Raw genomic sequence first — 24,747 nt, forward strand, 5'->3', positions numbered from 1 at the left:
AATGAACGACGATACTCTCCTGCAACTAGAGCAACGGCTGATCGAAGCCTCGCTGCCGTTCGCCGTCACCACCGTGATACGGGCGCAGCCGCCTACCTCGGCCTGGGTAGGCGCGCAGGCGCTGGTGGAAGCCGATGGCGCGTTGCACGGCTGGATTGGCGGCGGCTGTTCCCGCGCCATCGTGATCCAGGCCGCGCTGGAGGCAATCCGTTCGGGGCAGCCCAAGCTGCTTCGCATCAGCAACGCGCCCGCGGCGCCGGAGGCGGATGTGGAAAACCACGCCATGCCGTGCGCGAGCAACGGCACCATCGAACTGTTCATCCAGCCGACGCTGCCGCCGCCCGTGGTGCTGGTGCTTGGCGCGACGCCCACCGCGCTGGAGGCCTGCGTGCTCGCGCAGCGCATGGGGCTGAGCGTTGCCGCCGCGGCGAAGGTAACCGTGCCGCTCGCCGCGCTTGGCTTGCCGCGTGTCATCGAAGGCTTCGACGATGCGGCCTTTGCATTGCTGGATCCGCAACTAGTCCTGGTGGCCACTCAGGGCGACGGGGACGAGGATGCCCTGGAAGCCGCCATGCGCAGCCCTGCAGCGGCGGTCCTGCTGGTAGCCAGCCAGCGCAAGGCGGACAAGCTGCGCGAGGCCATGCGCGCGCGCGGCATCGCCCCGGAACGGCTGGCCGCGCTGCATGCGCCGGCCGGACCCTGTATCCATGCGCGGACCCCGCAGGAGATCGCGCTGGGCGCGGTCGCGGGACTGGTGATGCTGCGCCGCCTGCTGGAGCAGGAGCGGGCGGCCGAGGTGTCGGGCGCGGGGCCGGCCGACAAGCTGCCCGTGGTGCGTCCGTGCGAGTCGATGGCATCGGTCGAGCCGATGCCGGTGCGCTACGTGAACCCGGTCTGCGGGATGGAGATCGATATCGCTTCTGCGAAGTATGTTGTCGACTACGGCGGGCAGCGCCTGTATTTCTGCTGCGACGGCTGCAAGGTGGAATTCGAGCGCGAGCCGGGCAAGTACCTGGCGATCGCGCGGCAGCGGGAAACGACATGAACGACATGAGCGAGACTGCGACCGCGCTGCCTGCCTTCTCGGCGGTCGTGCTGGCCGCCGGCATGTCATCGAGGATGGGGGACAGGCACAAGCTGCTGCTGCCGGTGGCAGGGCAACCCGCGGTCAGGCGTACCGTACGCGCCGTGCTTGCGGCGGGACCGCAACAGCTTGTCGTGGTGACCGGCTTCCAGGGCCGCGCGGTGATCGAATCGCTTGAGGACCTGCCAGTCGGCTTCCAGYCCAATCCGCGCTACGAGGAGGGCCAGATGACCTCGGTGGCCGCCGGCGTCGCCGCGCTGCGGCTGCCGTGCAGCGTGGTGCTGGTCTGCCTGGCCGACCAGGTCTTGCTGGAGGCCGGCGATTACCGGGAGCTGGTGGACGCCTTCGGCGCCATGCCGCGCGGCTCGATCCTGGTCCCGGTATTCGCGGGGCAGCGGGGCAACCCGGTCGCCTTTTCCGCCAGCTATGCCGCCGAGGTGGTGGCGGGGCACGTCAATCCCGGCTGCCGCAAACTGATCGCCGACCATCCGGACGAAGTCTTCGTCCATGAAGCCAGCCACGACCGCTTCACCACCGACATGGATACACCGGAGGACTACGCCCGCATCGTGGAGCGGCTGCGCGTTGGCAGCACGGCTCGCGCATAGGAAAACGGGCCTCTCCCGCTGCGCGGAAGAGGCCCGTTTGACCCGTGTGTGGTTCGTCCTGGTCCGGACGCGCGGGATTTACTTCAGCATCTGCACCGAACCGTTTACCGTCACCGTGACCTGGGCCTTGCCGCCCTCTACCGGCACCGGCGCGGAATCGGCCATCATGGCCTTGGCCGCGTACATGCGCGGCATCGGCTGCACGGCGCCGGCTTCGCTCACCTGGACTTCACGGATGGTGTAGCTGCCGTAGCCGAACAGTTTGGTGGTGGCCTGCGCTTTTTCGCGGAAGGAGGCCACGGCCTGCTCGGTCAGCTTGGCCTCGGCGGCGTGGCGGGCTTCGCGCGACAGCGAGAAGCTGATGTTCTGCACCTGCATCTGGCCGGCGAGCTGACCCGCGAGCTTGGACACCGCGGAGAAATCACGCGACTCCAGAATCACCTCGGCGCGGCCGCGCCAGGTGCTGATGCGCCCGTTCTTGTCGTTGGACGGATAAATGGTGAAGCCGCCTGATTGCGCCTGCACGCCGCTGGTCCGCTTTGCCTGGGCAATCACTTCCTGCGTCTTCGCCGACAGCGACGAGGAAATCGCGCCGGGCTCCGCGCCTTCCTGTTCGGCTGCCAGTGTCATGTGCACCACGTCGGTGGGTACCTCGGTGGCGGCCTGGGCGGACAGCGACAGCACGCCGGCGGGCGCCGGGTCGTGGGTCGGGCCACCACCCTGGGCGGAGGCAACCATGGCGGTGGTACCGAGCAGCGTGGCGGCAAGCAGTTGTTTCATCAGGATTCTCCCTTTCTTGGCGATGCAAATCAGACGCGCGGCCGAGGTGATCGTTCCGTTACCTTGCGATCGACGTTGTATCTACATGTATCCGCTGCGCTGCACCGCCCAAGCCGCCGCTCAGAACGCGTGCCAGGCCTTCCACAGCATATAGGCCGCAAGACTGAACAGCAGGCAGGCGAAGACCTTCTTGAGTTGCCCGACATCCATGCGGTGCGCGGTGCGCGCCCCCAGCGGCGCGGTCAGCACGCTGGCCACGGCGATCACCGCCAGCGCTGGCAGATAGATGTAGCCGAGCGAACCCGCCGGGAGCCCGCCCTGGCCCAGCCCGCTCCATACATAGCCGATCACGCTCGCCACGGCGATGGGAAAGCCGAGCGCGGCCGAGGTGGCCACGGCGTTGTGGATGGGCACGTTGCACCAGGTCATGAACGGCACCGAGACAAAACCGCCCCCCGCGCCGACCAGGCTGGACAGGAAGCCGATCACCCCGCCGGCGCCCAGCATGCCCGGCGTGCCGGGGAGCTGCCGGTGCGGGGCGGGCTTGCGGTTGCGCAGCATTTGCCACGCGGAGAAACCGACAAACACCGCGAACAGCAGCGACAGCCAGCTCGTCTTGAGCGCCGCGAAGACCTTGCCGCCCCCGATCATGCCGCCGATCAGGATGCCCGGGGCCAGCGCGAGCACCAGTTTCCATCGCACCATGCCGCGCTTGTGATGGGCACGTACCGAGGACAGCGAAGTGAACAGGATGGTCGCCATGGAAGTGGCGATCGCCATATGGACGATGGCCTCATGCGGGAAGGCCATGGCGGTGAACAGCAGCGTGAGGAAGGGCACCATCAGCATGCCGCCGCCGACGCCGAGCAAGCCGGCGCAAAAACCGGTGAAGGCGCCGAGCAGCAATAGCCCGGGAATCAGGGAAAAACTCATGATGCGGAATCGGCCTTATTGGTGTTGTAGTTATGTAGTCGGCAGCCATTGTGTCATGCCGCCTGTGTGACCGTCAGTGCTGCCCGCCATGGTGGGCGGCCGCAGCCGCGCCGCATCTTTGAAGCGTTTCAGCGCATCAGCGCATCAGATTCGTGGTAATGAAACGCCATTCGGCCGGCGTCACCGGCGTGATCGACAAGCGGTTGCCGCGGCGTAGCACGGCCATGTCCGCCAGTTCCTCGTGCGCGCGCAGGTCGGCGAGCGAGATCAGCGGGCCCTTGCCGACAAAGCGCACGTCGACCAGCATCCAGCGCGGTGCATCGGGCTTGGCGGCGGCATCGTAGTAGTCGCTCTTCGGGTCGAACTGGGTGGGATCGGGATAGGGCTGCGAGCTGACTTCGGCCAGGCCGGCAATGCCGGGCTGCGGGCAGGAGGAGTGATAGAACAGCACGCCGTCGCCGATGCGCATGGCGTCGCGCATGAAGTTGCGTGCCTGATAATTGCGCACGCCGGTCCATGGCAAGGTGCCACGCTCGGCCAGGGTATCGATGCTGGCCTCGTCGGGTTCCGATTTCATCAGCCAGTACTGGCGGGCGCGCGTGGTGGCATTGGCTTGCGTGGATCGGCTCATGGGCAGGCAGGGCAGGCGTGACGTTGGCGACAGCGCTATGGTGCAGCAAGCCCGGCCAAAAGAAAACCGTTTGCCCGACGCGGGCCGGCGTGGGCGCGCATCAGCAAGGAAGCGGGGGCAGGGCGCAGGAGGGAAACATGGCGGCGCAAGAAAGCGCGGCACAAAAGGAAAAGGCGGTGGTTAAAAAACCACCGCCTTTAGAGGGGTCCCCGCCTCGGCCGCTGGATCGGCATCCTGAACCCAAGTGAGGTTCAGAGTGGCTGCGGAAGCCGCATTTCGGGTACATCACTGTTTCAGGGAGTCCAGACTGCGACTATGAACCAAGCGACGCGCTCGCCCACACGGCATAATCCCGCACCAACAAATGCTTATCGGTTCAAGGAATATGATCCTGACGAACCAGGCAGGGAAACTGTCAAACGTCTGACCTTTATTGCACTACCGAACACAACGGCTCCGGGAGGGCTGTCAGACGTTTGCCGTTTCGAACTTGGATGGGATGAAAACGGCGGTCAGGCGCGATAACCCGACCTAAGGTGCCGCAACTATGTGGCTTGGTGCGGCTTGGCTCCACTATACACCGCACCGCTTTCCATACCAAGCCCGTCGTTGCGTGTCGTTACATTTTGCTGACGCGCGCGGCATGTCGGGCACATCGCGGCTCCCCTGTGCCGTGCGGTACACCGCCTGCGGTGCGTTCAGTTGCGCGGCGCGGGCGCATTGGTACCCACGTGCGCGTACTGCCGCAGGGCTTCGTCCGCGCGTTCGTTGAGTTCGCGAATGCGCGCGCGCACGGCATCGACGGGAATCGCGCCGTCCTCCTGCTGCTTGCGCTTGAGCGAGAGCAGGTCGGAGGCGATGCTGATGGCGGCCATCACGGCAACGCGTTCCACGCCTTTGGCGGACACGCCGCCCTTGAGGCGGGTCATCTGGTCGTCTACCAGTGCCACGGCTTCCAGCAGCGCGGCTTCATTGTCGGGCGAAATGGCGAAACGGTAGGACTGGCCGGCAATGTTCACTTCGACTTGCTTGTTGCTCATGCGTTTTCTCCGGGAGCCTTGTGATCGGCGCGGCTGGCCGCCTCGCCTTCGCCCAGCAGGTCGAGCTGGCGGGCGTCGCTGGCGGTGGGCAGCTTGTCGAGGATCGACTGGATGCGCAACTGCGCTTCCTCGATCTTGATATTGAGCAGCTCGCGGTCTGCCGCCATGGCTTCGCGGTCGCCGCGCAGCTGGCTGGCCTCGGCCTGCAGGCGTTCGATCTCCTCGCGCAGCCGCTGGTTCTCCGCCGCAAGGGTATCGGCATGGTGCAGCACACGCCCGATCTTGGCGGCGAGTTGTTCGAGTTCGGTGAGCATAGAGCCTGTCATATCTAGGGTCTCGGGTTTTGGGATTTTAGCCCAAGCGCTATCGTGAGGACGGCGAACGCAGGTGTGTGTGACCGGGCCTGCGCGCCGAAGTTGCATGCATCGTCGCTTAACGGCATTCCGGGCGACGGCTTTATGCCTGTTTTCAGGCGCCCGCCACTGGTTTTCCGCCGGAATCACGCGGCATTGACGCTTGCCCTGAAACTGCCTACACTCGCGCACGTTCCAGGTGCTCGTAATCCTATTCACTACAGGGTTGCAGTTCAACGGGAAACAGGGAGCCAGCCGCCGCCGCCAGGGCGGGGCCGTGCCAACCTGTGCTGCCCCCGCAACGGTAAGCGACCGCGATCGCAAGATCGCAAGGCCGACCCACAAGCCACTGAACCGCAAGGTTCGGGAAGGCGGTCGGACTGGTGTCGCCAGCCCGGATACCGGCCTGGATGAGAGTGCGCTGCCTTTTGCTGTCTTTTTGCGGGAACCGGCGGCGTGCTTCGTCGCCAGACGGTCCGCGGGGGAACGGACCAGGCAGATCTCTCCCACAATCGCATCATGCGCTCATCGTCCTACAGGTCGAGCCGTCCGGCATTGCCGGCGCGCCGTCACACCGCCCCCGTCTTCGTCTCCCGGCAACTGCCCGCAGCGCTTGCCGCCTTGCTTGCCGTGAGCGCGCCTGGCATCGCCATGGCCCAGTCCGCCGGACAATCCGCCTCGCAGCCCGCGGCCGATGCGCAACTAGACCCGGTGGTGGTCACTGCCACCCGCACTGTCCAGCCGTTGACCGAGGCGCTGCCGCATACCACCGTAGTGACCCAGCAGGACATCGTCAACTCGCAAGCCATCGACCTGCGCTCGTTGCTGCGCACGCAGGCCGGCGTGGAGTTTGCCGCCAACGGCGGCCTGGGTGCCAATACCAGCCTGTTCATGCGCGGGGCCAACTCCAACCAGACGCTGATCCTGATCGACGGCGTGCGGATCTCGGCTGCCAGCAGCGGCACGGCCCAGCTCTCGAATATCCTGCCCGACCAGATCGACCATATCGAGATCGTGCGCGGCAATGTCTCGGCGCTCTATGGCTCGGATGCGATCGGCGGCGTGGTGCAGATCTTCACCAAGAGCGGTGCGGGCCAGGCTCCCGCAGCCAACGCTCAGATCGAATACGGCAGCAACAATACGCGCCAGGGCACGGTGGGCTACGGCGGCCAGGTGGGCGATACCTCGTTCAATATCACCGGATCGGCCGTCAAGACAGACGGTTTTTCGGCGATCAATGCGGCCCAATGGAACGGTGACAATCCGGCCAAGGCAAAGAAGGGCACAGGCCCGAACCCGAACGACAACCCGTATGACAACAAGAGCGTATCGGGCCAGGTGAAGCATCGTTTCACCAGCGACTGGGACGCCGGCGTCACCGCCTACTACTCGAAGAGCAAGCTCTCCTACGACACCACGACAGGCAAACCGACCGATGTCTGGTGGATGAACAGCGAGTTGTACACCGTATCCGCCTTTGTCAACGGCAAGTTCACCCGGGACTGGACCACGCATTTCAAGATCGCGCAGAGCGGGGACAATAGCGAAAACACCCTGAACGGACTGTTCAACAGCAACTTCAACACGCGCAACCGCCAGTACACGTGGCAGAACGAATATGCGCTGGCGCCCACCCATAAGCTGCTGTTCGGCACGGAGTATGCGCAGCAGGAATTCAGCTCGAACACGTATGGCGCGCCGGGCCGCAATATCATGTCGGTGTTCGGCGGCTACGATGGCCGGCTGGGCAAGCACCAGCTGCAGCTCAATGCGCGCAACGACCATTACTCGGATTTCGGCAGCCAGGCGAGCTATTTCGCCGGCTACGGCTATAACGTGACCGAGGCGTTCAAGCTGATCGCCAACGCCAGCAATGCCTTCCGCGCGCCCACCTTCAACGAACTGTACTATCCCAACTATGGCCAGCCCGGCATCCAGCCCGAGCGCGCCAAGTCGGTCGAGCTGGGCGCGCAGTACAGCACGGACAGCGCCGGCCTGCTGCGCGTGACCGCGTTCGAGACCCGCTACGACAACCTGATCACCGCCGCGTTGCAGCCCAACGGCTTGTTCCTGGCGCAGAATATCAACAAGGCCAAGGTGCAGGGCATCGAAGCCTCGTGGCGCGCCAGGCTGATGGGCACCGATGTGGGCGCCAGCGTGACCTTCCAGAACCCGGTGGACGAGCAGAGCAATACGCAGTTGCTGCGCCGCGCGCGCCGCCATGCCGCCTTCGACGTGGGCCGCCAGTTCGGCGCCTTCCGCCTGGGCGGCGAGTGGATTGTTTCGTCGGCCCGCCTCGATAGCGGATCGCGTACCCTGGGCGGATACGGTATCGTCAACCTCACTGCCCGTTACAACATCGACAAGCAATGGTTCGTTGCCGCCCGCGTGGAAAACCTGTTCGACAAGAACTACCAGCTCGCCTATCCCTACAACACGCAGGGACGCGCCGGCTTTATCACGCTGGGCTGGCGCCAGTGATGGCGGCCGCCTGAGATGCGTCGCGCGCTAGCCGTCTGGCTGATGCTTGCCGCCGCCGGCGTGGCGGTGTTCCTGCTGTCCCTGGCGGTGGGCAGCGTGCCGCTGTCGGGCACGCAGGTCTGGCAGGCGCTGTCAGGCGCCACCGACGATACCGCCGGCGCGATCGTGCGTGAGCTGCGGCTGCCGCGCGCGGCGGCCGCCTTCGCCTGCGGCGGCCTGCTGGCGCTGACCGGCGCGCTGATGCAGGTGCTGCTGCGCAATCCGCTGGCCGAGCCCTATGTGCTGGGCGTCTCGGGCGGCGCGGCCACCGGCGCGCTCACCGCCATGCTGATGATGTGGCCGCTGTGGACGGTGCAGGCCGGTGCAGCGGGCGGCGCGCTGTTCTCGATGCTGCTGGTGGCCACGCTGGCCCGGCGCGACCTGCTGCACCCGCAGGTGCAGGGCGGCCACCATGAGGCCGGCTCGCGCCTGCTTCTCACCGGCGTGATCCTGGCCGCGGGCTGGGGCGCGCTGATTACCCTGATCCTGAGCGTGGCGCCCGAAGCGCGGCTGCGTGGCATGTTGTTCTGGCTGACCGGCGATCTTGGCGGTACCGCCAGCTACGGGCTCGCGCTGGGTGCCCTGGCGTTGGCCGTGCTGCTGGCGATGCCGCTGGCGCGCTCGCTCAATGCCATGCTGCTGGGCGAGACGGTAGCGCAGGCGCTGGGCGTGCGCGTCGGCGCCGTGCGGATGTCGGTGTTCGTGCTGGCCTCGCTGGCCATCGCGGTGGCCATCACGTCCGCCGGCTCGATCGGCTTTGTCGGCCTGGTGGTGCCGCATCTGGTGCGCCTGGCCTGGGGCAACGACCAGCGCCTGTTGTTGCCAGCCTCGGCCTTGCTCGGCGGCGCGCTGCTGATGGCCGCCGACCTGGTGGCGCGCACGGTGATCGCGCCCGCGCAGTTGCCGGTGGGCGTGATCACGGCGCTGCTGGGCGTGCCGACTTTTCTCTTCTTGCTGTTGCGCAGGCCGCGCTGATCCCCATGACGAGCTGGAACCAACCCGTCTCGCCTTGTCCGCCGCTGGTGCTGCAGTCCTTGCAGCTGCGCGCTGGCAAACGCGCCTTGCTCGATGGCCTGAGCCTGACCATCCAGGCCGGCGAACTCTGGTGCATCGTCGGCCCGAACGGCGTCGGCAAGTCCACGCTGATGTCGGTGCTGGCCGGACTGCGCAAGCCCGACGGCGGCGCGGTGCTGCTCGACGGCCGCGCGCCACTGGAGATCGCGCCGGCCGCGCTGGCGTTGCGCCGCGCCTATCTGCCGCAGGCGGTGCACGATACCTTTTCGATGTCGGTGCGCGACGCCGTGGCCGTGGGCCGCCATCCGCACCTATCGGGCCGGCTGGCACGCGCCGGCCGCCACGCTGTCGTGGTGATCCTGCACGACCTCAACCTGGCGCGGCGCTACGCGACCCATGCCTTGCTGCTGGCCGAGGACGGCCTCTGCCTGCATGGCCCCGCGTCGGAAGTACTGACTCCCGCGTATTGCTCGCACGCGCTGCGCACGCCGATTGTCAGTGTCAGCGACGGCCACCATACCGCGCTGATTGCCGACGGCGCCACTCATCCGGAACAAGACGGAAATCAATATGACTGAACCCCAGGCCAACGCCCCCTCCACGAACGAAGACGCCGCCCGCGACGAACGCCACAAGGCGCGCATGGCGCGCAAGAAGGATGTCGTGGACGCCAAGATCGCCGCGGCCCAGGACGAGCGCGGCGTCATCGTGATCACCACCGGCAACGGCAAGGGCAAGTCCAGCTCCGGCTTTGGCATGGTGGTGCGCGCGCTCGGCCACGGCATGCAGGCCGGCGTGGTGCAATTCATCAAGGGTGCGATTCCCAGCGGCGAGGAACTGTTCCTGCGGCGTTTTCCGGACCAGTGCGCCTTCCACGTGATGGGCGAGGGCTACACCTGGGAAACCCAGGACCGCGCGCGCGATGTGGCCAAGGCCCAGGCGGCGTGGGAGGTGGCGCGCGGGCTGCTGCGCGACCCGTCGGTCGGGCTGGTGCTGCTGGACGAACTCAATATCGCGCTCAAGCTGCATTATCTCGATGTCGACACCGTGATCGCCGACCTGCGCGCGCGCCCGCCGATGCAGCATGTGGTGATCACCGGCCGCGGCGCGCCGCCTGCGCTGATCGAGGCGGCGGACACCGTGACCGACATGACGCCGGTCAAGCACGCCTTCCAGCAGGGCATCAAGGCGCAGCGCGGCGTAGAGATGTAAGGCTCCGGCCATTTGTGCATTTGTGCCATTTGTCATTCAGCCAATCACTGCGACGAACATCATGCAATTACCCTACATTGCCCCGCTCGACGCCTCCCTGCGCCCGGCGCTGCAAGCCGCCATCGATGCCAAGACCAAGCCGCTCGGCGCGCTCGGCCGGCTCGAAGACCTGGCCCTGCAGATCGGCCTGATCACCGGCGGCGGCACGCCTGAACTCAAGCGACCGGCCGTGATCGTRTTCGCCGGCGACCACGGCGTGGCCGACGCCGGCGTGAGCGCCTATCCGGCCGAAGTGACGGCGCAGATGGTGCTCAATTTCCTGGCCGGCGGCGCGGCCATCAATGTGTTCTCGCGTCTGCACGGGCTGGCGCTGGAGGTGGTGGACGCCGGCGTGCGCGCGCCGCTGCCGTCCGCGCCTGGTCTGGTCAACTGCCGCATCGCGGCGGGCACGCGCAATTTCGCGCAAGAGCGCGCGATGACCGCGGAGCAGGTGCAGGCGGCGCTCACCGCCGGCATGGCGCGCGTGCTGCGCCACGCGCAAGAGGGCAGCAACGTGATCGGCTTCGGGGAGATGGGCATTGCCAATACCTCGTCGGCCGCTTGCCTGGTGAGCCGGCTGACCGGCACGCCGATCGACGATTGCATTGGCCGTGGCACCGGCCTGGACGATGCCGGCCTGGCACGCAAGCGGGCTGTGCTGTCGCAGGCGCTGGCCCTTCATGCCGATGCCGTGGAGCCGCTCGACGTACTCGCGGCATTCGGCGGTTTCGAGATCGCCATGATGACCGGCGCTTTCCTGGCCGCGGCGGCCAGCCGGATGGTGATCCTGGTCGACGGCTTTATTGCTTCGGCCGCGCTGCTGGTGGCGCAGCGCCTTGCTCCCGAGGTGCTGCAGTACTGCGTGTTTTCGCATTGCTCGCATGAGCACGGCCATCGCCGGCTGCTCGAGCATTTCGGCGCGGAACCGCTGCTGGCCCTGGACCTGCGCCTGGGCGAGGGCACCGGCGCCGCGCTGGCCTATCCGCTGGTGGCCTCGGCCGCGGCCTTCCTGCGCGAGATGGCGACCTTCGGCGCCGCCGGCGTCAGCACGGCTTCCGCCTAGCGCGGCGGCAATCCTGCCACAATGGCCCATGCTCGATGAAATCCGCTATTTCCTGACCGCCGTTGGCTACTTCACGCGGGTGCCCGTGCCGCGCTGGGTTGGCTTTGCGCCGCACTACCTGAACGCGGCGGCGCGCTATTTCCCGCTGGTGGGGCTGCTGGTGGGCGCGCTCGGCGCGCTGGCGAGCTGGGGCGCACTGCAATGGTGGCCGCCCGGCGTGGCGCTGCTGCTGGGCATGGCAGTGACGCTGCTGGTGACAGGCGCCTTCCACGAAGACGGCCTGGCCGACTGCATCGATGCCTTCGGCGGCGGCTACCGGCGCGAGGATGTGCTACGCATCATGCACGACTCGCGCATTGGCGCGTTCGGCGCTATCGCGCTGGTGGTGGCGCTGCTGCTCAAGTGGCAGTTGCTGGTGGCGATTGCTGCGCGTAGCGGCATGGTGGAGCTGCTGCTGGTGCTGGTGGCCGCGCATGCGGCCAGCCGCGCGATGGCGGTGAGCTATCTGGCCACGCTGGACTACGTGCGCGCCGAGGGTAAGGCGAAGCCGGTGGCGCAGCGGCTGTCGGGCATCGGCCTGGTGTTCACGCTGCTGTGCGGTGCCTTGCCGCTGTTGCTGGTGTCGCTGCCGTTTGCCGCCGTGGTGATGGTGGCGTTGGTGGTGCTGCGTTTCCTGCTTGGGCGTTATTACGTGCGCCGTATCGGCGGCTACACCGGTGATTGTCTCGGCATGGCGCAGCAGCTGGCCGAGTTGTTGATCTATCTCGTAGCAGCGGCATGGACCTGGTCCTGATCCGGCACGCGCGGCCTGAGGTTGCGCAGGGCGTTTGCTACGGGGCGCTCGATTTGCCGCTTGCGCAACCAGTGGAACCCGAACCCGCTCGCATGTTGTCGATGCTCGATGGCCTGGTGCCGCAGCGCATCGTCAGCAGCACGATGGCGCGCGCTCGCGCTACAGCGGCGTTGCTGGCGCGGGACCTCGGGCTGCCGCTCGAGACCGATGCGCGGTTGCGTGAGCTGGATTTCGGCAGGTGGGAGGGCTGTGCGTGGGATGCCGTGCCGCGCGCGGAGGTGGAGGCGTGGGCCGCGGATCTGCTGCATGCCAGGCCTCACGGCGGCGAGACGGTGGCCGAGGCGATGGCGCGTGTGGCGGCATGGGCTGATGCCTTGCCGGCGGGCGCGCCGGATCGTTTGTGGGTAGTGGCCCATGCGGGGCCGATGCGCATGCTGGCGGCGCACTGGCTTGGCGTACCGTTGGCCACTACGCTGGGATGGGATCTTGGCTTTGGAGCGAGTTGCCGTTTCACGATCGGCGGCGCCGTGCCGCGGCTGCGGTGGTGGAACCGGGTTTGACGGGGTGGGGGGAACCGGCTGACTTCAAAGGCTTAGAGTCAAAGGCTTAAAGTCAAAGGCAGTTTCACCTCCCCTGCGGGGAGGCGACCTACTTTCTTGTCTTGCCAAGAAAGTAGGCAAAGAAGGCGCGCCGGATGGGGCGACACCCCCTCGGGATCCGGCGAAAAGAGCGGCCGGGACCCAAACTCGCATCGCCCCGCGCAACGGCGGGTTTTCCCGCTCGCGCGGCGACGACTCTGTTTTTTCCACATCCTGAAACGTAGGCGTAGCTTCGTCGGCTTTTTGACCGCCTGACGCCTGTTTCCCGCCCGCTTTTGTCCCTTTATCGCTGCTGCAGGCGGATTTGTCCTAGCGATCGCATGCGCACGAGGTTGTAAGCGGCCATCGTCAACACAAACATCTGGTCGACTCTCCTCAATCCGCGCACCATCACCTGACGCATGCCACCCACCGTCTTGGCCCAGCCGAAGCCTTGCTCGATCAGCTTTCGCTTTTGCTGAGAGATCGCATAGCCTGCGCTGGCGGCAATCGGATCGGGCACCGCGGAGCGTCGCCCGTTCGTGTTTTGGGCCACGTGCGGCATGACCCTCATCCTCAGGCACGCTTCGACGAACTCCGCTGCGTCATAGCCCTTGTCTGCACCGAGCGTGAGCACCGTGCCTGGATCCTCAACGGCCTGCCGAGCATCGTTGATCATGACTTTGGCGGCCTCACGTTCTGCGCAACCGTCCGCGACTGTCACCATGGCGCTGGCCACCAGGCCATGACGGTTATCGCTCAGGGTGTGTCCCATGTAGCGCAGTGCGCTGGCAGTATTGCCTTTGCGGAACAGCCGAGCATCGGGATCCGTCTTGGACTCGTGGGTCTCGTTGCTCCGCTTACGGCCTTTGAAGTCGCCGCCGTTGTCGTCGTCCTCACCGTCTTTGCGCACAAAGCTCTTGTGGCCAGCCCACGCCTGGATCAATGTGCCGTCCACGCTGAAGTGTTCGCCGGACAGCCAGCTCTTCTTCTGCGCGATGGCCAGCACTTCGTTGAAGAACTCGATCACGGCGTCATGCTTGATCAGTCGTTCTCGATTCTTGGTGAACACCGTGGGCACCCAGACCGCGTCGTCCATGGCCAGACCGATGAACCAGCGGAACAGCAGGTTGTATTGCGTCTGTTCCATGAGTTGACGTTCAGAACGGATGCTGTAAAACACCTGCAGCAGCATGGCCCGCAACAGCTTCTCTGGCGCGATGCTGGGGCGGCCACCCTTGATATCTGCCTCGTACATCTCGGCGAACAGCCGGTCCATCTTTGCCAACGCCTGATTGGCCATGGCGCGAATCGAGCGCAGCGGATGCGACCGGGGGACGAAGTCTTCCAGCCGCCGCATGGTGAACAAGCTCTCAGTGAAAGTGTCAGCGCCGCGCATCGAATGTTCAGGGTCGTGTGAGGTTCTCATTTCAACGCTTATGCCCGATCCCAGGCTGACTTCCGTCGGAGGTATTTCAGCAGCCTGTTAAGGCGATACTCAAACATGGGTCCCTCTTTTCCGCTCTTTTCACCGGATCCCGAGGCGCCCCATACGGCCAGGTACACCTACACGGCTCGCTCCGCATTGCGCTGGGGTGTGGGCCGCCCTTGGGGGCGCTCCACACGGCTACCAATCGTTGATTTGGCGGGCTCGCTCCTGCAAATGGCAGCCCTCTCGCGCAGGCGGGATGGGGCGGGCGTTCCTGGACCTGTCCTACCTATTGCGCCGGCCGCTTGCGGCGCGCGTTGTCCAGGTCCTTGCATACGACTTCCGCACCCTGGGTGATGCGCGGGCCGGCCCGGTTGACCAGGTCGCCGTCGATGGCGTACAGGTTGCCGCGCGCTACCGCGGTCACCTGTTTCCAGCGTTCCCACATGGCGAAGTCGGGCAGCGGGCGGTCGGAACGGGTCGCGCCCATGCTGGCGGTCATCATCACCTCGGGATTGCCGGCGACCACGGCTTCCACCGATACCGTCGGTACCAGCAGGGATTCGTTGGCGAACAGGTTGCGCCCGCCGCAGAGCGCCAGCACGTCGCTGATCAGGTGCTGCCCGCTGAGGGTCATCAGCGGTTGCTGCCAGACCTGGTAGAAGACCGTTACCGGCGGCCGTGCGGCGTAGGTCTGGCGCAGTTTGTCGACCTGCTGGCGGAAGCTGGCGGCGGCGCCGTTGGCGGTGGATTCGGTGCCGAGCAGCACGCCAAGCCTTTCGATATTGCTGGGAATGCCCTCCAGCTTGCGCGGCTCGCTGTAGAACAGCGGCAGGCCGAGCGCGCGCAGCCGGTCCGTCTGCTTTTGCGCATTGCCGTGGCGCCATACCACGATCAGGTCCGGCTTGAGCGCGGCGATGCGTTCGAGATCCAGTGCCTTGTTGTCGCCTACGCGCGGGATGTCGCGTGCCTGCGGCGGGTAGTCGCTGTAGCTCACGGTGCCGACGATGCGCGCGCCGCCGCCGGCAGCGTACAGCATCTCGGTGACATGTGGCGCCAGCGAGATCACGCGGCGCGCGGGTTGTTCCAGCGTGACGGTTTGCCCGGCATCGTCGACCACCGAGACAGCGGCGCCGGCGTTGCCGCAAACGCCGATGCCCAGCAGTGTTGTCAGGACCAGCAGGGAACGGGCAGTCATCGGGATCGGGATCATCGGGGTTGTGTCGGGGAAGGTGCCTGTGTTGAGCCGTCTTGATGCATGCCCATGGGCATCGCGGCGCATGCGGATGCCAGCGCCGCGTCGAGCCATTGCCACGCCGCTTCTTGCGACGGGGGCAATCCCAGCCGCAGGCTTGGCGTGGCATCGACGCTGGCCGGTGCGTCGAACAGCCGCGTCCATACGCCTTGCCGCGCAAGCGTGTCGTGCAGCAGCGCCGCGTCGGCGCGCGGCACCCAGCTGAACAAGGGGTGGCTCACGGGCGCCAGGCCGTGCGCGCGCAGTATCGCCGCGAGCCGCCTGCCCGCCTGCTGCAGATGCTCGCGCGCGGCGGCCTGCCAGCCGTGGTCGGCCAGGGCCAGGCGCGCTACCGCGCGCGCCGGGCCTGCCACGGTCCAGTGCCCGAGCTGTTCGGCCAGCGCCGCCAGCAAGGCGGGCTCTGCCAGCACGAAGCCGCAGCGCACGCCGGCCAGGCCGTAGAACTTGCCGAGCGAGCGCAGGACCACCAGGCCGGGGAGATCCGAGCGCGCGGCCAGCGACAGCGCGGGCGTGCAATCCATGAAGGCTTCGTCGAGCAGGAGCGTGCCGCCGCGCGCCGCCAGTTCGGCATGCCACGACAGCAGCGTGTCTTGCGTGAGCGTGCGCCCGGTGGGGTTGTTGGGGTTGACCACCACCAGGTGGTCGAGCCGCGCGGCAAGGTCGCCGCGCGCGAAATCCGCTTCGGCCAGCGGCATCACCTGATGCCCGGCGCGGGCGAAGGCGGGCGCGTATTCGCTGTAGCCCTGCGCCGCCACGCCAACGCGGCCCGGTTTGAGCAATTGCGGCAGGGTGCGGATGGCAGCCTGCGAGCCGGCCACCGGCAGGGCTTGCGGCGCGCAGTAAGCCTGCGCCGCCAGCTCCGCCAGGCCGTCGCCGTCCTGCGGCAGCCGTTGCCATGCGTCGGCGGGCAGGGCCGGCACGGGATAGCCGTCGGGATTGATGCCGGTGGAAAGATCGAGCCAGTCTTCGGCTGGCCGGCCGTAGCGGCGCACGGCGGCGAGCAGGTCGCCGCCGTGGCGGATCGGTGTACTCATGCGATGCCGTATTGGAGGAGGGCGGCGCTGGCGCCGGCGGCGGCCAGCCATAGCCAGAGCGTGCGTTGAACCAGCCGGAGGCAGGCGTGCACATCGGCGGCGCCGGGTGCGCGTCCCTCGCCAAGCGGCGGACGCTCCTCCCATTCGCCGTGGTAGCGTGCGGGCCCGCCCAGTGCCACGCCGACGGCGCCGGCGCCGGCGGCCATCACCGGGCCCGCATTGGGGCTGGACCACGCCGGCGCCTGCGCCCGCCAGCAGCGCAGCGCTTGAACGGTGCGTCCGAGCAGTGCGTAGGAGAGCGCGGTGAGGCGGGCAGGCGCCAGGTTGAGCACGTCGTCCAGGCGCGCGGCGGCCCAGCCGAAATGCAGCAGGCGGGGCGTGCGGTAGCCCCACATCGCATCCAGCGTATTGGCAAGGCGGTAGGCGATCACCGCCGGCGCGCCGCCCAGCAGGAACCAGAACAAGGCGCCAAAGATGGCGTCGTTGCCATTCTCCAGCGCCGATTCGCAAGCGGCGCGGGCCAGCGCCTCGCCATCCGCGTCGGCGGTGTCGCGCGAGACGATGCGTGCCGTGAGCTGGCGCGCATCGGCGAGATTGCCTTGCGCCAGCGCCACGGCGATCGGCGCGATATGCTGGGCCAGGCTGCGCGCGCCCAGCGCGGCGTAGAGCGCCAGTGCCTGCAACAGCCAGCCCAGCACCGCGCTGAACTGCGTGGCGGCATGCACCAGAATGCCGGCCAGCGCGGCCGGCGTCAGCACCATCAGCGCCCAGGCGGCCAGGCCGGTGAGCCGCTGGCGCAGCGGCGCGCCGCCACGGTTCAAGCGGCGTTCCAAGGCCGCCGCGAGGCGGCCGAAACCCACCAGCGGATGCCAGCGGCGCGGCTCGCCCAGCCACTGGTCAAGCAGCACGCCGGCTACGGCGGCGGCCACGCAGGCGGTCCAGGTAAAGTCGGGAAACGGCCACCACGAAAGCAGCGAGGACAGCGAAGACAGCATCAGCACGCCGGGTCGGCGCCTTTCACGCTGACGGGAATGCCTGCCACCAGCAGCCGCACGCGGTCCGCGGCGGCGGCCAGCTTCTGGTTCAGGCGGCCCAGTTCGTCCACGTAGAAGCGGGTGATGGCGCCCATCGGCACCACGCCGAAGCCGATCTCGTTGGAGACCAGGATGACGTGGCCGGGCAGGGTGGGCAACGCGGTCAGCAGCGCGTCGATTTCCTCGGTGAAGGCGGCCGGCGGCGTCACCAGGCCATGCTCGGGATAACTGCGGGCGTCGAGGAACAGCAGGTTGTTGAGCCAGAGCGTGACGCAGTCGACCAGGATGCAGCCATTGTGGGTCGCGTGCGCGTACAAGGCGTCGGCAAGGTGCAGCGGCGCCTCGACCAGGCCCCACTCGGCCGGGCGCCGGGCGCGGTGCAGCGCGRTGCGCACCTCCATCTCTTCATCGGCGCTGTTGTCGTCGTGGCGCGCGGTGGCGATATAGGTGACGGGGCCCCCGGTGGCTGCGGCATGGTCGGCGGCCATCTGCTCGGCAAAGTGGCTCTTGCCCGACCGTGCCCCGCCGAGCACCAGCGTGAGCTGGCGTGCGCGGCCGGCCGCCGCCGCGGCGTGCGGCGCGGTCGCGGCCTGGGGCGTGCGTTCGCCGGCCGGCGCGTGGCTGGTTGCGCTGACGGGCTCGGTGGCGGTGGCGGAGGCTTGTGCCGGGATCATCCGGGTATTGTAGCGGGCGCATCCATGGATCGCACGCCCGCGATGGCGCGCGCAGGGCCGCCGGGAAGCACTCGATGCGATAATCCCACGATGCAAAAAAATCTCTCCGAAGCCACCGCGCAGGCGCTGCCGGGCGGCTTGCGCGGTACCTTGATGGTGCAGGGCACCACCTCCGACGCTGGCAAGAGCACCCTGGTGGCAGGCCTTTGCCGGGTGCTGGCCCGCGCCGGCGTGCGCGTGGTTCCGTTCAAGCCCCAGAACATGGCGCTCAACAGCGCGGTCACCGCCGACGGCGGCGAGATCGGGCGCGCGCAGGCCTTGCAGGCGCTGGCCGCCGGGCTGGCGCCGCATACGGACATGAATCCGGTGCTGCTCAAACCCAGCAGCGATACCGGCGCGCAGATCATCATCCATGGCCAGGCGCGGCTGGACCTGGATGCGCGCGCCTATCACGCCTACAAGCCGGTGGCGATGCAGGCGGTGCTGGCCTCGCACTGGCGCCTGGCCAGCGCCTACGAGGTCGTCATGGTGGAGGGCGCCGGCAGCCCGGCGGAGATCAACCTGCGCGACCGCGACATCGCCAACATGGGTTTTGCCGAAGCGGTCGACTGCCCGGTGGTGCTGGTGGCCGACATCGACCGCGGCGGCGTGTTCGCCCACCTGGTGGGCACGCTGGACTGCCTGTCGGAATCCGAACGCGCGCGCATCAAGGGCTTCATCATCAACCGCTTCCGCGGCGACATCGCGCTGCTGAAGCCCGGGCTGGACTGGCTGGAGGCGCGCACCGGCAAACCCGTGCTGGGCGTGCTGCCCTACCTGCATGGCCTGCACCTGGACGCCGAGGACGCCATCATCGGCTCGCAGGCGGCCAAGCAGGGCGAACTGCTGCGCGTGATCGTGCCGGTGCTGCCGCGCATTTCCAATCACACCGATTTCGATGCGCTGCGCGCGCATCCGCAGGTGGACCTGCGCTTCATCGGCCCTGGCATGCCGATCCCGCCTGCCGACCTGATCGTGCTGCCAGGCAGCAAGAGCGTGCGCGCCGATCTGGCCTTCCTGCGCGCCAATGGCTGGGAGCCGGCCCTGCGTCGGCATCTGCGCTATGGCGGCAAGGTGATCGGCATTTGCGGCGGCATGCAGATGTTGGGCCGGCGTGTGGACGACCCGGCCGGCAACGAGGGCACGCCCGGCAGCAGCGAAGGTTTCGGATTGCTGGACTACGAGACGGTCCTGGCGCCGCACAAGCAGCTGCGTGTGGTGAGCGGCCGGCTGGCCCTGGAGGACGGCAGCGAGGCAGCCGTGCAAGGCTACGAGATCCATATGGGCGTGACCACCGGCGCGGCGCTGGCGCGCCCGGCGCTATGGCTCGAAGGCGAGCGCCCGGACGGCGCGCAGTCGGAGGACGGCCAAGTGCTGGCCTCCTACGTCCACGGCCTGTTCGACCAGCCCGAGGCCTGCGGCGCGCTGCTGCGCTGGGCCGGGCTGGCGCGGGCCGAAGGCGTCGACCTGGCCGCGCTGCGCGAGGCGTCGCTGGAGCGGCTGGCCGACACGCTCGCCGCGCATCTCGACCTGGGCACCTTGCTGGCGCCCTTGCAAACTTCGCCGCTGGCCGGGCCGCCCGCGCGCGGCAACTGCTAAACTCGCAGGCGGGTCCGCTCCGCCGGGGCCCGCTTACGACAAACGGCAAGGCCGTGGCGGAACCCGGAGCGGCGCGCCCGAGGGCAGCGCCGCCATGGAAAGCCATTGCGGAGACACCCATGCCTGTAGTCGTGATCGCCAATCCCAAAGGCGGCGTAGGCAAGACCACGCTGGCCACCAACCTGGCGGGCTATTTCGCCAGCGCCGGCCATGCCGTGATGCTGGGCGATACGGACCGCCAGCAATCCTCGCGCGCCTGGCTGGGTTTGCGGCCGGCCTCGGCGCCGGCCATCCGCACCTGGGACATCAGCTCCGACCAGATCGCACGTCCGCCCAAGGGCACCACCCATGTGGTGCTCGACACCCCGGCCGGCCTGCACGGCTGGCGCTTCAACGACGTGATGAAGCTGGCCCACCGCGTGGTGGTGCCGCTGCAGCCTTCCCTGTTCGATATCCTGGCCACCCAGGATTTCCTCGCTCGCCTGGCGGACGACAAGCGCGTGCGCCACGGCGAGGTGGAGGTTGGCGTGATCGGCATGCGGGTCGACCTGCGCACCCGCGCGGCCGAGCAGTTGCAGCGCTTTGTCGCGGAGCTGGGGCTGCCGGTGCTGGGTTTCCTGCGCGATACGCAGAACTACGTGCAGCTGGCCGCGCACGGGCTGACCTTGTGGGACGTGGCGCCATCCCGCGTGGCGCGCGACTGGGAGCAGTGGCAGCCCATCATCGGCTGGCTGGAGCAGCCCGCCCTGGCTAAGCGCCCAGCCGCCTGAGCAGGGCGTCCACCGACGGCCAGCTGACGCGGCGTACGGCCACGATAAGGCTGGCGCCGGGAAACGCATCGTCGAACGGTTCGCTTTCGATGCCGTCCAGGCGCCGGTAGAACTCGCGCGCCTGGGTGTTGCTGTCCAGCACATAGAGGAAGAGCGGCTGCCCGGGCCATCCGCTGGCCGCGCGCCGCGCGCAATGCGCGAACAAGCGCTTGCCGAGGCCCAGTCCATGCCATTGCGGCAGCACATGCAGGTTGTCCAGGTACACGCCGAACTGCGGCTCGGCTTCCGCTTGCAGGCAGGCAAAGCCGGCCGGCTCGCCATCCACGCGCGCGAGCGTGACCTCCAGCGGCCCCTCGGCGCCATCCACCAGGCGTGCCCGCCAGGCCCGCAGGCGCTCGGCCGGCACTTCCCGTTCCAGGTAATCCGCCGGCAACAGGCCCTGGTAGGCGTGGTGCCAGCTTTGGGTGTGCAGGCCGGCAATCAGCGCTGCATCTTGGGTCGCGGCGGGCAGCAATTCGATCGATCTGGGCATCTTCAGGGCAGGAACGCGGGGCCGGCGGTGGCCGCGCACGCCATTCTGCCGCAATCCGGTGCGGCCCCGCCACAGTCTTGCTCCCGTCGCGCGCGGGCTTGTAACGCCTGATAGAATCGCGAATCTTTCGCATTCTCATTTTTACTGGCGTGACGTATCCATGCGTTGCCGGCCTGTGATGCGTAATACATAACCCCCCCAAATCTGCTCTCTGCCTCCCATGGTCACCGGCCGCCTGCGCGTTGTCATCGTCAAGATTCATCTCTACATCGGCTTAACGCTGGGTTTGCTGTTCGTCATGCTGGGCCTGACCGGCACCGCCATCGCCTGGCGCGATGAACTCGATGCGCTGCTCAACCCCGGATTGCTGACCGCCTCGGCCGAGGTGCCGCTGCCGGTCGCGCCGGCGACGGTACAGGCGGCGACCGACAAACTGCAGGCCGATCCGCGCTACGGCCGTCCCGGGTTGCTGATGCTGCCGTCCGCGCCGCACGAGGTGTTCGTGGCCTGGTATCCGCTCAAGGGCGCGGATGCCGGCCGTTCGCGCCAGGTCATGGTCGATCCCGTCACGCTGGCGGTGAAAGGGGAGCGGGTCTGGGGCGAGCCGGGGCTGTCGCGCCCGCTGCTGATGCCCACCTTGTTCCAGGTGCACCATTACCTGCTGTCTGGCGAGACCGGCCGGACCATTCTCGGCATTGCCGGCATGTTGCTGCTGGTGATGGTGATCTGCGGGGTCGCGATGTGGTGGCCCAAGCTCAAGCCGCGCGCGGTGTTGCATGCCTTTCGCATCACGCACGGCGGCTCCTGGTCACGCTTCAATTATTCGCTGCACCGCGCGGGCGGCATCTTCGCGGCGCCGGTGCTGGCTACCATGGCGTTTTCCGGCTGGTACCTGGACCTGCCCAAGTGGGTGACGCCGCTGGTGGCCGGCGTGATGACGGTGACGCCACCCGGCAAGCCGGCATCGGCGCCTGTGCCCGCCGGAACGCCGCCGCTCGGCGCGGCGCAAGCGGTCAGCGCGRCCCAGGCGCTTTACCCCGCCGCGCAGGTCACGCGGGTGAGTTTCCCGCGCAAGGCCGGCGATCCCTTCGAGGTCCGCGTGCGCCAGCCCGGGGAGGTCCGCCAGGGCAGCGGCGCCACCCGGATCTGGCTCGATGCCCACACGGGCAAAGGCCTCGGCGTGCGCGATCCGATGGCCGCGCCCGCCGGCGATACCTTCCTCAACTGGATGTACCCGCTGCATACCGGTGAAGCCTTCGGTTTGCCGGGGCGGATCTTTATCTCGGTGTTCGGGCTGGTGCCGCTGCTGTTCGCCGTGACCGGAGTGCTGATCTGGTGGAAGCGGCGGCGCGGGCATCGGCGCCATGTGGCCCGGACGCTGCAACGCGCCAGGGCACGGACCGCCTGACCGGGCCGGGTCTGCACGGGCGGTGCCCCGGCAGGGCCTTGAACGACAAAAAGAGAAGCGGCCCTGGGGCCGCTTCTCTTTGCTACGGGGTAGGTGCGGCGCCAGCCGCTCCCGGCGTCAGATCTCGAGATTGTCGATCAGCCGGGTAGCCCCCAGCTTGGCTGCCGTGAGGATCACCAGCGGCTCGCCCGCCACGTATTCCTCGCGGGTCGGCGGCTGCAGGTCTACCTGCTTGCGGATGGCAATGTAGTCCGGCTTCCAGCCACGCGCCTGCAGCGCAGCCTGTGCATTAGCCTCGATCGCGGCCAGGTCGGCGCTGGCGCTGTTGGCGGCCAGAACGGTATTGCGCACGTCATGCAGCGTCTTGTAGAGCACCGGTGCCTCGGTGCGCTCGTCGGGCGTCAGGTAGCGGTTGCGCGAGGACAGGGCCAGGCCGTCCTCGGCGCGCACGGTCTCGGCCGGCACGATGTCGATCGGCAGCGCGAACTGGTTCACCATGCGGCGCACGATCATCAGCTGCTGGTAGTCCTTCTTGCCGAATACCGCCACGCGTGGCTGCGCGCACGAGAACAGCTTCATCACGACCGTGCAGACGCCTTTGAAGAAGCCGGGGCGGAATTCGCCTTCGAGGATGTCGCCGAGGTCGTGCGGCGGCTCCACGCGGTATTCCTGGGGCTCGGGGTACATGTCCCGCTCGGTCGGCGCAAACAGCACGTACACGCCTTCCTTCTGCAGCTTCTCGATGTCGTCCTGCAGCGTGCGCGGGTACTTGTCGAAATCCTCGTTGGGACCGAACTGCAGCCGGTTGACGAAGATTGACGCGACCACCGGGTCACCGTGCTGGCGCGCCAGGCGCATCAGCGACAGGTGGCCTTCGTGCAGGTTGCCCATGGTCGGCACGAAGGCCGCCCGGTTCTGTCCGCGCAACTGGTCCCGCAACTCGTGAATGGAGGAGATGACTTTCATGAAGTTGGTGTGCTGGTCGTGGTAGGGATGACCCTGGCGCATACGCGCGCCCGAGAAGCCGGTCTGGTGCTCTTGGTGGCGCCGACTGTCGGCGGATTGTAGAGCATGTGGCCCGAGGCGGGCGCCGCTATCGGTGCGGCCTAGCTGGGAATGTACGCCAATCGCACATAAATCGGCGCAAACGGCTCGGCCTGGGTGATCTCCACCAGGGCTTCACGCGAGAGCTCCAGCATGGCGATGAAGTTGACCACCACCACCGGCACGCCCTTGCCGGAGCGCACGGCTTCGTCGAAGAGCTCGCTGAATTCCATGAAGCGCGTATGCTGCAGGCGCCGCAGGATATGGCTCATGTGCTCGCGCACCGACAATTCCTCGCGCGAGATCTTGTGGTGCTGGTTGAGCCTGGCGCGCTTGAGCACGTCGGCCCAGGCGGCCTGCAGGTCCACGACCTCGACATCGGGAAAGCGCGGCGCGAGGCTTTGCTCGATATAGACCTGCGAGTGCAGGAAGTCGCGCCCGAGCTGCGGCACCTGGTCGATGCGCATGGCCGCCAGCTTCATCTGCTCGTATTCGAGCAGGCGGCGCACCAGTTCGGCCCGGGGATCCTCTTCTTCCTCGTCGCTGTCGCTTTTCTTCACCGGCAGCAGCATGCGCGACTTGATTTCGATCAGCATGGCCGCCATCAGCAGGTACTCGGCCGCCAGCTCAAGATTGCTCTTGCGGATCTGGTCGATATACGTGAGGTACTGGCGCGTCACTTGCGCCATCGGGATATCGAGGACGTTGAAGTTCTGCCTGCGGATCAGGTAGAGCAGCAGGTCCAGCGGCCCTTCGAACGCTTCCAGGAAGATTTCCAGCGCATCCGGCGGGATGTACAGGTCCTGGGGCAGCTTGAACAGCGGCTCGCCATACAGGCGCGCGAAGGCCATGCCGTCGACGGCGGCCGGCGTGGAGTCCTGTCCGGGTGCCACGCTGGGCAGCTCGATCGGCGGCTTCAGCTTGTCCTGCTCGCTCTGGTTCATCTAGGGGCGGGCGCTCGAGGGGGCGGGTACGGCTTCAGTCCAGCGAATAGACGTAAGGCTTCTGCGCCACGCGGGAGGCGTCGGCGCGGGCACGTTCTTCGAGATTGATCGGGCTCTTGTCCCACAGCAGGGCGCGGCCCTGGCGTTGTTCCGCTTCGAGGGAAGGGCGCTCATCCTTGAGCGACTTCAGGAACTGGGTGATATCCGATTCGTAGAGAGCCATGACGGGAAACAGTGGGGAATTGTCGAACGAGCCCGGATTTTACCGTATTGGCAGGGTCAGTAACGGGATTGCACGCGATTCCGCCATTTTGATCCCACACCCCTGATGCGCGGC

Annotated in this window: 26 protein-coding genes, 1 other RNA gene and 1 riboswitch; of the genes, 12 read left to right on the forward strand and 15 right to left on the reverse strand. The window is 67.4% G+C overall.

What is annotated here, in order from left to right:
* Position 1 precedes the first annotated feature (1 nt).
* Together AC1DN0_RS03570 and AC1DN0_RS03575 are read left to right on the forward strand one after the other, a co-directional pair.
* Complete coding sequence (locus AC1DN0_RS03570; RefSeq protein WP_477111115.1) at positions 2–1,045, forward strand: XdhC family protein; 1,044 nt, start codon at positions 2–4, stop codon at positions 1,043–1,045.
* Entirely contained in the window at positions 1,042–1,692 is a 651-nt protein-coding gene (locus AC1DN0_RS03575; RefSeq protein WP_477145540.1) for a nucleotidyltransferase family protein, read from the forward strand. Before AC1DN0_RS03570 ends, AC1DN0_RS03575 begins: the two co-directional genes overlap by 4 nt.
* A 78-nt stretch (positions 1,693–1,770) precedes the next feature.
* On the opposite strand, the gene AC1DN0_RS03580 is transcribed toward AC1DN0_RS03575, so the two are convergent.
* From AC1DN0_RS03580 to AC1DN0_RS03605, 6 genes are all read right to left on the reverse strand, one after another.
* Positions 1,771–2,472: an SIMPL domain-containing protein gene (locus AC1DN0_RS03580; RefSeq protein ID WP_035876034.1), complete on the reverse strand. Its 702-nt coding sequence runs from the start codon at positions 2,470–2,472 to the stop codon at positions 1,771–1,773.
* Positions 2,473–2,592: 120 nt separating this feature from the next.
* A complete protein-coding gene (locus tag AC1DN0_RS03585) occupies positions 2,593–3,405 on the reverse strand; it encodes a sulfite exporter TauE/SafE family protein (protein ID WP_441625335.1) in 813 nt (270 codons plus the stop codon).
* 136 nt (positions 3,406–3,541) lie between these two features.
* Complete coding sequence (locus AC1DN0_RS03590; protein WP_441625333.1) at positions 3,542–4,036, reverse strand: EVE domain-containing protein; 495 nt, start codon at positions 4,034–4,036, stop codon at positions 3,542–3,544.
* A 202-nt stretch (positions 4,037–4,238) separates the two neighbouring features.
* Positions 4,239–4,449, reverse strand: a non-coding RNA gene (ssrS, locus tag AC1DN0_RS03595) — 6S RNA.
* A gap of 285 nt (positions 4,450–4,734) precedes the next feature.
* The gene (locus AC1DN0_RS03600; protein WP_441625331.1) at positions 4,735–5,076 is read right to left on the reverse strand and encodes a cell division protein ZapA; all 342 of its coding nucleotides are present in this window, start codon (positions 5,074–5,076) and stop codon (positions 4,735–4,737) included.
* Positions 5,073–5,390 carry a hypothetical protein gene (locus AC1DN0_RS03605; RefSeq protein ID WP_045235926.1) on the reverse strand — a complete coding sequence of 106 codons (318 nt, stop codon included), beginning with the start codon at positions 5,388–5,390 and terminating at the stop codon, positions 5,073–5,075. Before AC1DN0_RS03605 ends, AC1DN0_RS03600 begins: the two co-directional genes overlap by 4 nt.
* 219 nt (positions 5,391–5,609) lie before the next feature.
* Positions 5,610–5,853: riboswitch (cobalamin riboswitch) on the forward strand.
* A 95-nt stretch (positions 5,854–5,948) separates the two neighbouring features.
* Between AC1DN0_RS03605 and AC1DN0_RS03610 the strand changes: the two genes are divergently transcribed.
* The 7 genes from AC1DN0_RS03610 to cobC all read left to right on the forward strand — a co-directional run bounded on the left by AC1DN0_RS03610 (position 5,949) and on the right by cobC (position 12,630).
* On the forward strand, positions 5,949–7,910 hold the full coding sequence (locus AC1DN0_RS03610) for a TonB-dependent receptor plug domain-containing protein (protein WP_441625329.1): 1,962 nt from the start codon (positions 5,949–5,951) through the stop codon (positions 7,908–7,910).
* Between the two features lie 15 nt (positions 7,911–7,925).
* Entirely contained in the window at positions 7,926–8,924 is a 999-nt protein-coding gene (locus tag AC1DN0_RS03615; RefSeq protein ID WP_441625327.1) for a FecCD family ABC transporter permease, read from the forward strand.
* 5 nt (positions 8,925–8,929) lie between these two features.
* The gene (locus AC1DN0_RS03620; RefSeq protein WP_477145541.1) at positions 8,930–9,541 is read left to right on the forward strand and encodes an ATP-binding cassette domain-containing protein; all 612 of its coding nucleotides are present in this window, start codon (positions 8,930–8,932) and stop codon (positions 9,539–9,541) included.
* The gene (gene cobO, locus AC1DN0_RS03625) at positions 9,534–10,175 is read left to right on the forward strand and encodes a cob(I)yrinic acid a,c-diamide adenosyltransferase (RefSeq protein ID WP_477111117.1); all 642 of its coding nucleotides are present in this window, start codon (positions 9,534–9,536) and stop codon (positions 10,173–10,175) included. Before AC1DN0_RS03620 ends, cobO begins: the two co-directional genes overlap by 8 nt.
* Before the next feature lie 61 nt (positions 10,176–10,236).
* Positions 10,237–11,277, forward strand: a complete 1,041-nt coding sequence (gene cobT, locus AC1DN0_RS03630; RefSeq protein ID WP_441625321.1) for a nicotinate-nucleotide--dimethylbenzimidazole phosphoribosyltransferase — start codon at positions 10,237–10,239, stop codon at positions 11,275–11,277.
* Positions 11,278–11,305: 28 nt separating this feature from the next.
* Complete coding sequence (locus AC1DN0_RS03635; protein WP_441625319.1) at positions 11,306–12,070, forward strand: adenosylcobinamide-GDP ribazoletransferase; 765 nt, start codon at positions 11,306–11,308, stop codon at positions 12,068–12,070.
* On the forward strand, positions 12,055–12,630 hold the full coding sequence (gene cobC / locus AC1DN0_RS03640; protein WP_477111118.1) for an alpha-ribazole phosphatase: 576 nt from the start codon (positions 12,055–12,057) through the stop codon (positions 12,628–12,630). The genes AC1DN0_RS03635 and cobC overlap by 16 nt, the downstream gene beginning before the upstream one ends.
* A 322-nt stretch (positions 12,631–12,952) precedes the next feature.
* On the opposite strand, the gene AC1DN0_RS03645 is transcribed toward cobC, so the two are convergent.
* The 5 genes from AC1DN0_RS03645 to cobU form a co-directional block, all read right to left on the reverse strand.
* Positions 12,953–14,047 carry an IS5 family transposase gene (locus AC1DN0_RS03645; RefSeq protein ID WP_477111297.1) on the reverse strand — a complete coding sequence of 365 codons (1,095 nt, stop codon included), beginning with the start codon at positions 14,045–14,047 and terminating at the stop codon, positions 12,953–12,955.
* Between the two features lie 319 nt (positions 14,048–14,366).
* Positions 14,367–15,275, reverse strand: a complete 909-nt coding sequence (locus tag AC1DN0_RS03650; RefSeq protein WP_477111296.1) for a cobalamin-binding protein — start codon at positions 15,273–15,275, stop codon at positions 14,367–14,369.
* 11 nt (positions 15,276–15,286) lie between these two features.
* Positions 15,287–16,366, reverse strand: coding sequence for a threonine-phosphate decarboxylase CobD (gene cobD / locus AC1DN0_RS03655; protein WP_477111295.1), 1,080 nt, complete (start codon positions 16,364–16,366; stop codon positions 15,287–15,289).
* The gene (gene cbiB, locus AC1DN0_RS03660; RefSeq protein ID WP_477111294.1) at positions 16,363–17,361 is read right to left on the reverse strand and encodes an adenosylcobinamide-phosphate synthase CbiB; all 999 of its coding nucleotides are present in this window, start codon (positions 17,359–17,361) and stop codon (positions 16,363–16,365) included. The genes cobD and cbiB overlap by 4 nt, the downstream gene beginning before the upstream one ends.
* Positions 17,361–18,074, reverse strand: coding sequence for a bifunctional adenosylcobinamide kinase/adenosylcobinamide-phosphate guanylyltransferase (gene cobU / locus AC1DN0_RS03665; protein ID WP_477145542.1), 714 nt, complete (start codon positions 18,072–18,074; stop codon positions 17,361–17,363). The genes cbiB and cobU overlap by 1 nt, the downstream gene beginning before the upstream one ends.
* A 153-nt stretch (positions 18,075–18,227) precedes the next feature.
* On the opposite strand from cobU, the gene AC1DN0_RS03670 reads away from it, so the two are divergent.
* Both AC1DN0_RS03670 and AC1DN0_RS03675 read left to right on the forward strand, forming a co-directional pair.
* Positions 18,228–19,712, forward strand: a complete 1,485-nt coding sequence (locus AC1DN0_RS03670) for a cobyric acid synthase (RefSeq protein WP_477111302.1) — start codon at positions 18,228–18,230, stop codon at positions 19,710–19,712.
* A 119-nt stretch (positions 19,713–19,831) separates the two neighbouring features.
* Positions 19,832–20,482, forward strand: coding sequence for a nucleotide-binding protein (locus tag AC1DN0_RS03675; RefSeq protein WP_441635517.1), 651 nt, complete (start codon positions 19,832–19,834; stop codon positions 20,480–20,482).
* Here the strand turns inward: AC1DN0_RS03675 and AC1DN0_RS03680 are convergent.
* Positions 20,463–21,014 carry an N-acetyltransferase family protein gene (locus AC1DN0_RS03680; RefSeq protein ID WP_477111293.1) on the reverse strand — a complete coding sequence of 184 codons (552 nt, stop codon included), beginning with the start codon at positions 21,012–21,014 and terminating at the stop codon, positions 20,463–20,465. The genes AC1DN0_RS03675 and AC1DN0_RS03680 overlap by 20 nt on opposite strands.
* Before the next feature lie 220 nt (positions 21,015–21,234).
* On the opposite strand from AC1DN0_RS03680, the gene AC1DN0_RS03685 reads away from it, so the two are divergent.
* Positions 21,235–22,422 (forward strand): PepSY-associated TM helix domain-containing protein, encoded by a 1,188-nt coding sequence (locus tag AC1DN0_RS03685; RefSeq protein WP_477145543.1) that lies wholly within the window; start codon positions 21,235–21,237, stop codon positions 22,420–22,422.
* Positions 22,423–22,539: 117 nt separating this feature from the next.
* On the opposite strand, the gene panC is transcribed toward AC1DN0_RS03685, so the two are convergent.
* The 3 genes from panC to AC1DN0_RS03700 form a co-directional block, all read right to left on the reverse strand.
* Positions 22,540–23,388: a pantoate--beta-alanine ligase gene (gene panC, locus AC1DN0_RS03690; protein ID WP_035864067.1), complete on the reverse strand. Its 849-nt coding sequence runs from the start codon at positions 23,386–23,388 to the stop codon at positions 22,540–22,542.
* Positions 23,389–23,528: 140 nt separating this feature from the next.
* Positions 23,529–24,410, reverse strand: a complete 882-nt coding sequence (locus AC1DN0_RS03695) for a segregation and condensation protein A (RefSeq protein WP_035863726.1) — start codon at positions 24,408–24,410, stop codon at positions 23,529–23,531.
* A gap of 34 nt (positions 24,411–24,444) precedes the next feature.
* A complete protein-coding gene (locus AC1DN0_RS03700; RefSeq protein ID WP_035863727.1) occupies positions 24,445–24,633 on the reverse strand; it encodes a DUF3460 family protein in 189 nt (62 codons plus the stop codon).
* Between the last annotated feature and the right edge of the window lie 114 nt (positions 24,634–24,747).

The organism is Cupriavidus sp. 05N39 (assembly GCF_056397325.1).

What these genes read in the sequence shown, in the direction of transcription:
- AC1DN0_RS03600 (WP_441625331.1), bottom strand. Translation starts at nt 5,076, where the DNA reads ATGAGCAACAAGCAAGTCGAAGTGAACATTGCCGGCCAGTCCTACCGT.
- AC1DN0_RS03635 (WP_441625319.1), top strand. Translation starts at nt 11,306, where the DNA reads ATGCTCGATGAAATCCGCTATTTCCTGACCGCCGTTGGCTACTTCACG.
- AC1DN0_RS03590 (WP_441625333.1), bottom strand. Translation starts at nt 4,036, where the DNA reads ATGAGCCGATCCACGCAAGCCAATGCCACCACGCGCGCCCGCCAGTAC.
- AC1DN0_RS03610 (WP_441625329.1), top strand. Translation starts at nt 5,949, where the DNA reads ATGCGCTCATCGTCCTACAGGTCGAGCCGTCCGGCATTGCCGGCGCGC.
- AC1DN0_RS03605 (WP_045235926.1), bottom strand. Translation starts at nt 5,390, where the DNA reads ATGCTCACCGAACTCGAACAACTCGCCGCCAAGATCGGGCGTGTGCTG.
- AC1DN0_RS03585 (WP_441625335.1), bottom strand. Translation starts at nt 3,405, where the DNA reads ATGAGTTTTTCCCTGATTCCCGGGCTATTGCTGCTCGGCGCCTTCACC.
- cbiB (WP_477111294.1), bottom strand. Translation starts at nt 17,361, where the DNA reads ATGCTGTCTTCGCTGTCCTCGCTGCTTTCGTGGTGGCCGTTTCCCGAC.
- AC1DN0_RS03620 (WP_477145541.1), top strand. Translation starts at nt 8,930, where the DNA reads ATGACGAGCTGGAACCAACCCGTCTCGCCTTGTCCGCCGCTGGTGCTG.
- cobO (WP_477111117.1), top strand. Translation starts at nt 9,534, where the DNA reads ATGACTGAACCCCAGGCCAACGCCCCCTCCACGAACGAAGACGCCGCC.
- AC1DN0_RS03700 (WP_035863727.1), bottom strand. Translation starts at nt 24,633, where the DNA reads ATGGCTCTCTACGAATCGGATATCACCCAGTTCCTGAAGTCGCTCAAG.
- cobD (WP_477111295.1), bottom strand. Translation starts at nt 16,366, where the DNA reads ATGAGTACACCGATCCGCCACGGCGGCGACCTGCTCGCCGCCGTGCGC.
- AC1DN0_RS03570 (WP_477111115.1), top strand. Translation starts at nt 2, where the DNA reads ATGAACGACGATACTCTCCTGCAACTAGAGCAACGGCTGATCGAAGCC.
- AC1DN0_RS03645 (WP_477111297.1), bottom strand. Translation starts at nt 14,047, where the DNA reads ATGCGCGGCGCTGACACTTTCACTGAGAGCTTGTTCACCATGCGGCGG.
- AC1DN0_RS03675 (WP_441635517.1), top strand. Translation starts at nt 19,832, where the DNA reads ATGCCTGTAGTCGTGATCGCCAATCCCAAAGGCGGCGTAGGCAAGACC.
- AC1DN0_RS03615 (WP_441625327.1), top strand. Translation starts at nt 7,926, where the DNA reads ATGCGTCGCGCGCTAGCCGTCTGGCTGATGCTTGCCGCCGCCGGCGTG.
- AC1DN0_RS03650 (WP_477111296.1), bottom strand. Translation starts at nt 15,275, where the DNA reads ATGACTGCCCGTTCCCTGCTGGTCCTGACAACACTGCTGGGCATCGGC.
- AC1DN0_RS03580 (WP_035876034.1), bottom strand. Translation starts at nt 2,472, where the DNA reads ATGAAACAACTGCTTGCCGCCACGCTGCTCGGTACCACCGCCATGGTT.
- AC1DN0_RS03680 (WP_477111293.1), bottom strand. Translation starts at nt 21,014, where the DNA reads ATGCCCAGATCGATCGAATTGCTGCCCGCCGCGACCCAAGATGCAGCG.
- cobC (WP_477111118.1), top strand. Translation starts at nt 12,055, where the DNA reads ATGGACCTGGTCCTGATCCGGCACGCGCGGCCTGAGGTTGCGCAGGGC.
- panC (WP_035864067.1), bottom strand. Translation starts at nt 23,388, where the DNA reads ATGAAAGTCATCTCCTCCATTCACGAGTTGCGGGACCAGTTGCGCGGA.
- AC1DN0_RS03670 (WP_477111302.1), top strand. Translation starts at nt 18,228, where the DNA reads ATGGTGCAGGGCACCACCTCCGACGCTGGCAAGAGCACCCTGGTGGCA.
- AC1DN0_RS03695 (WP_035863726.1), bottom strand. Translation starts at nt 24,410, where the DNA reads ATGAACCAGAGCGAGCAGGACAAGCTGAAGCCGCCGATCGAGCTGCCC.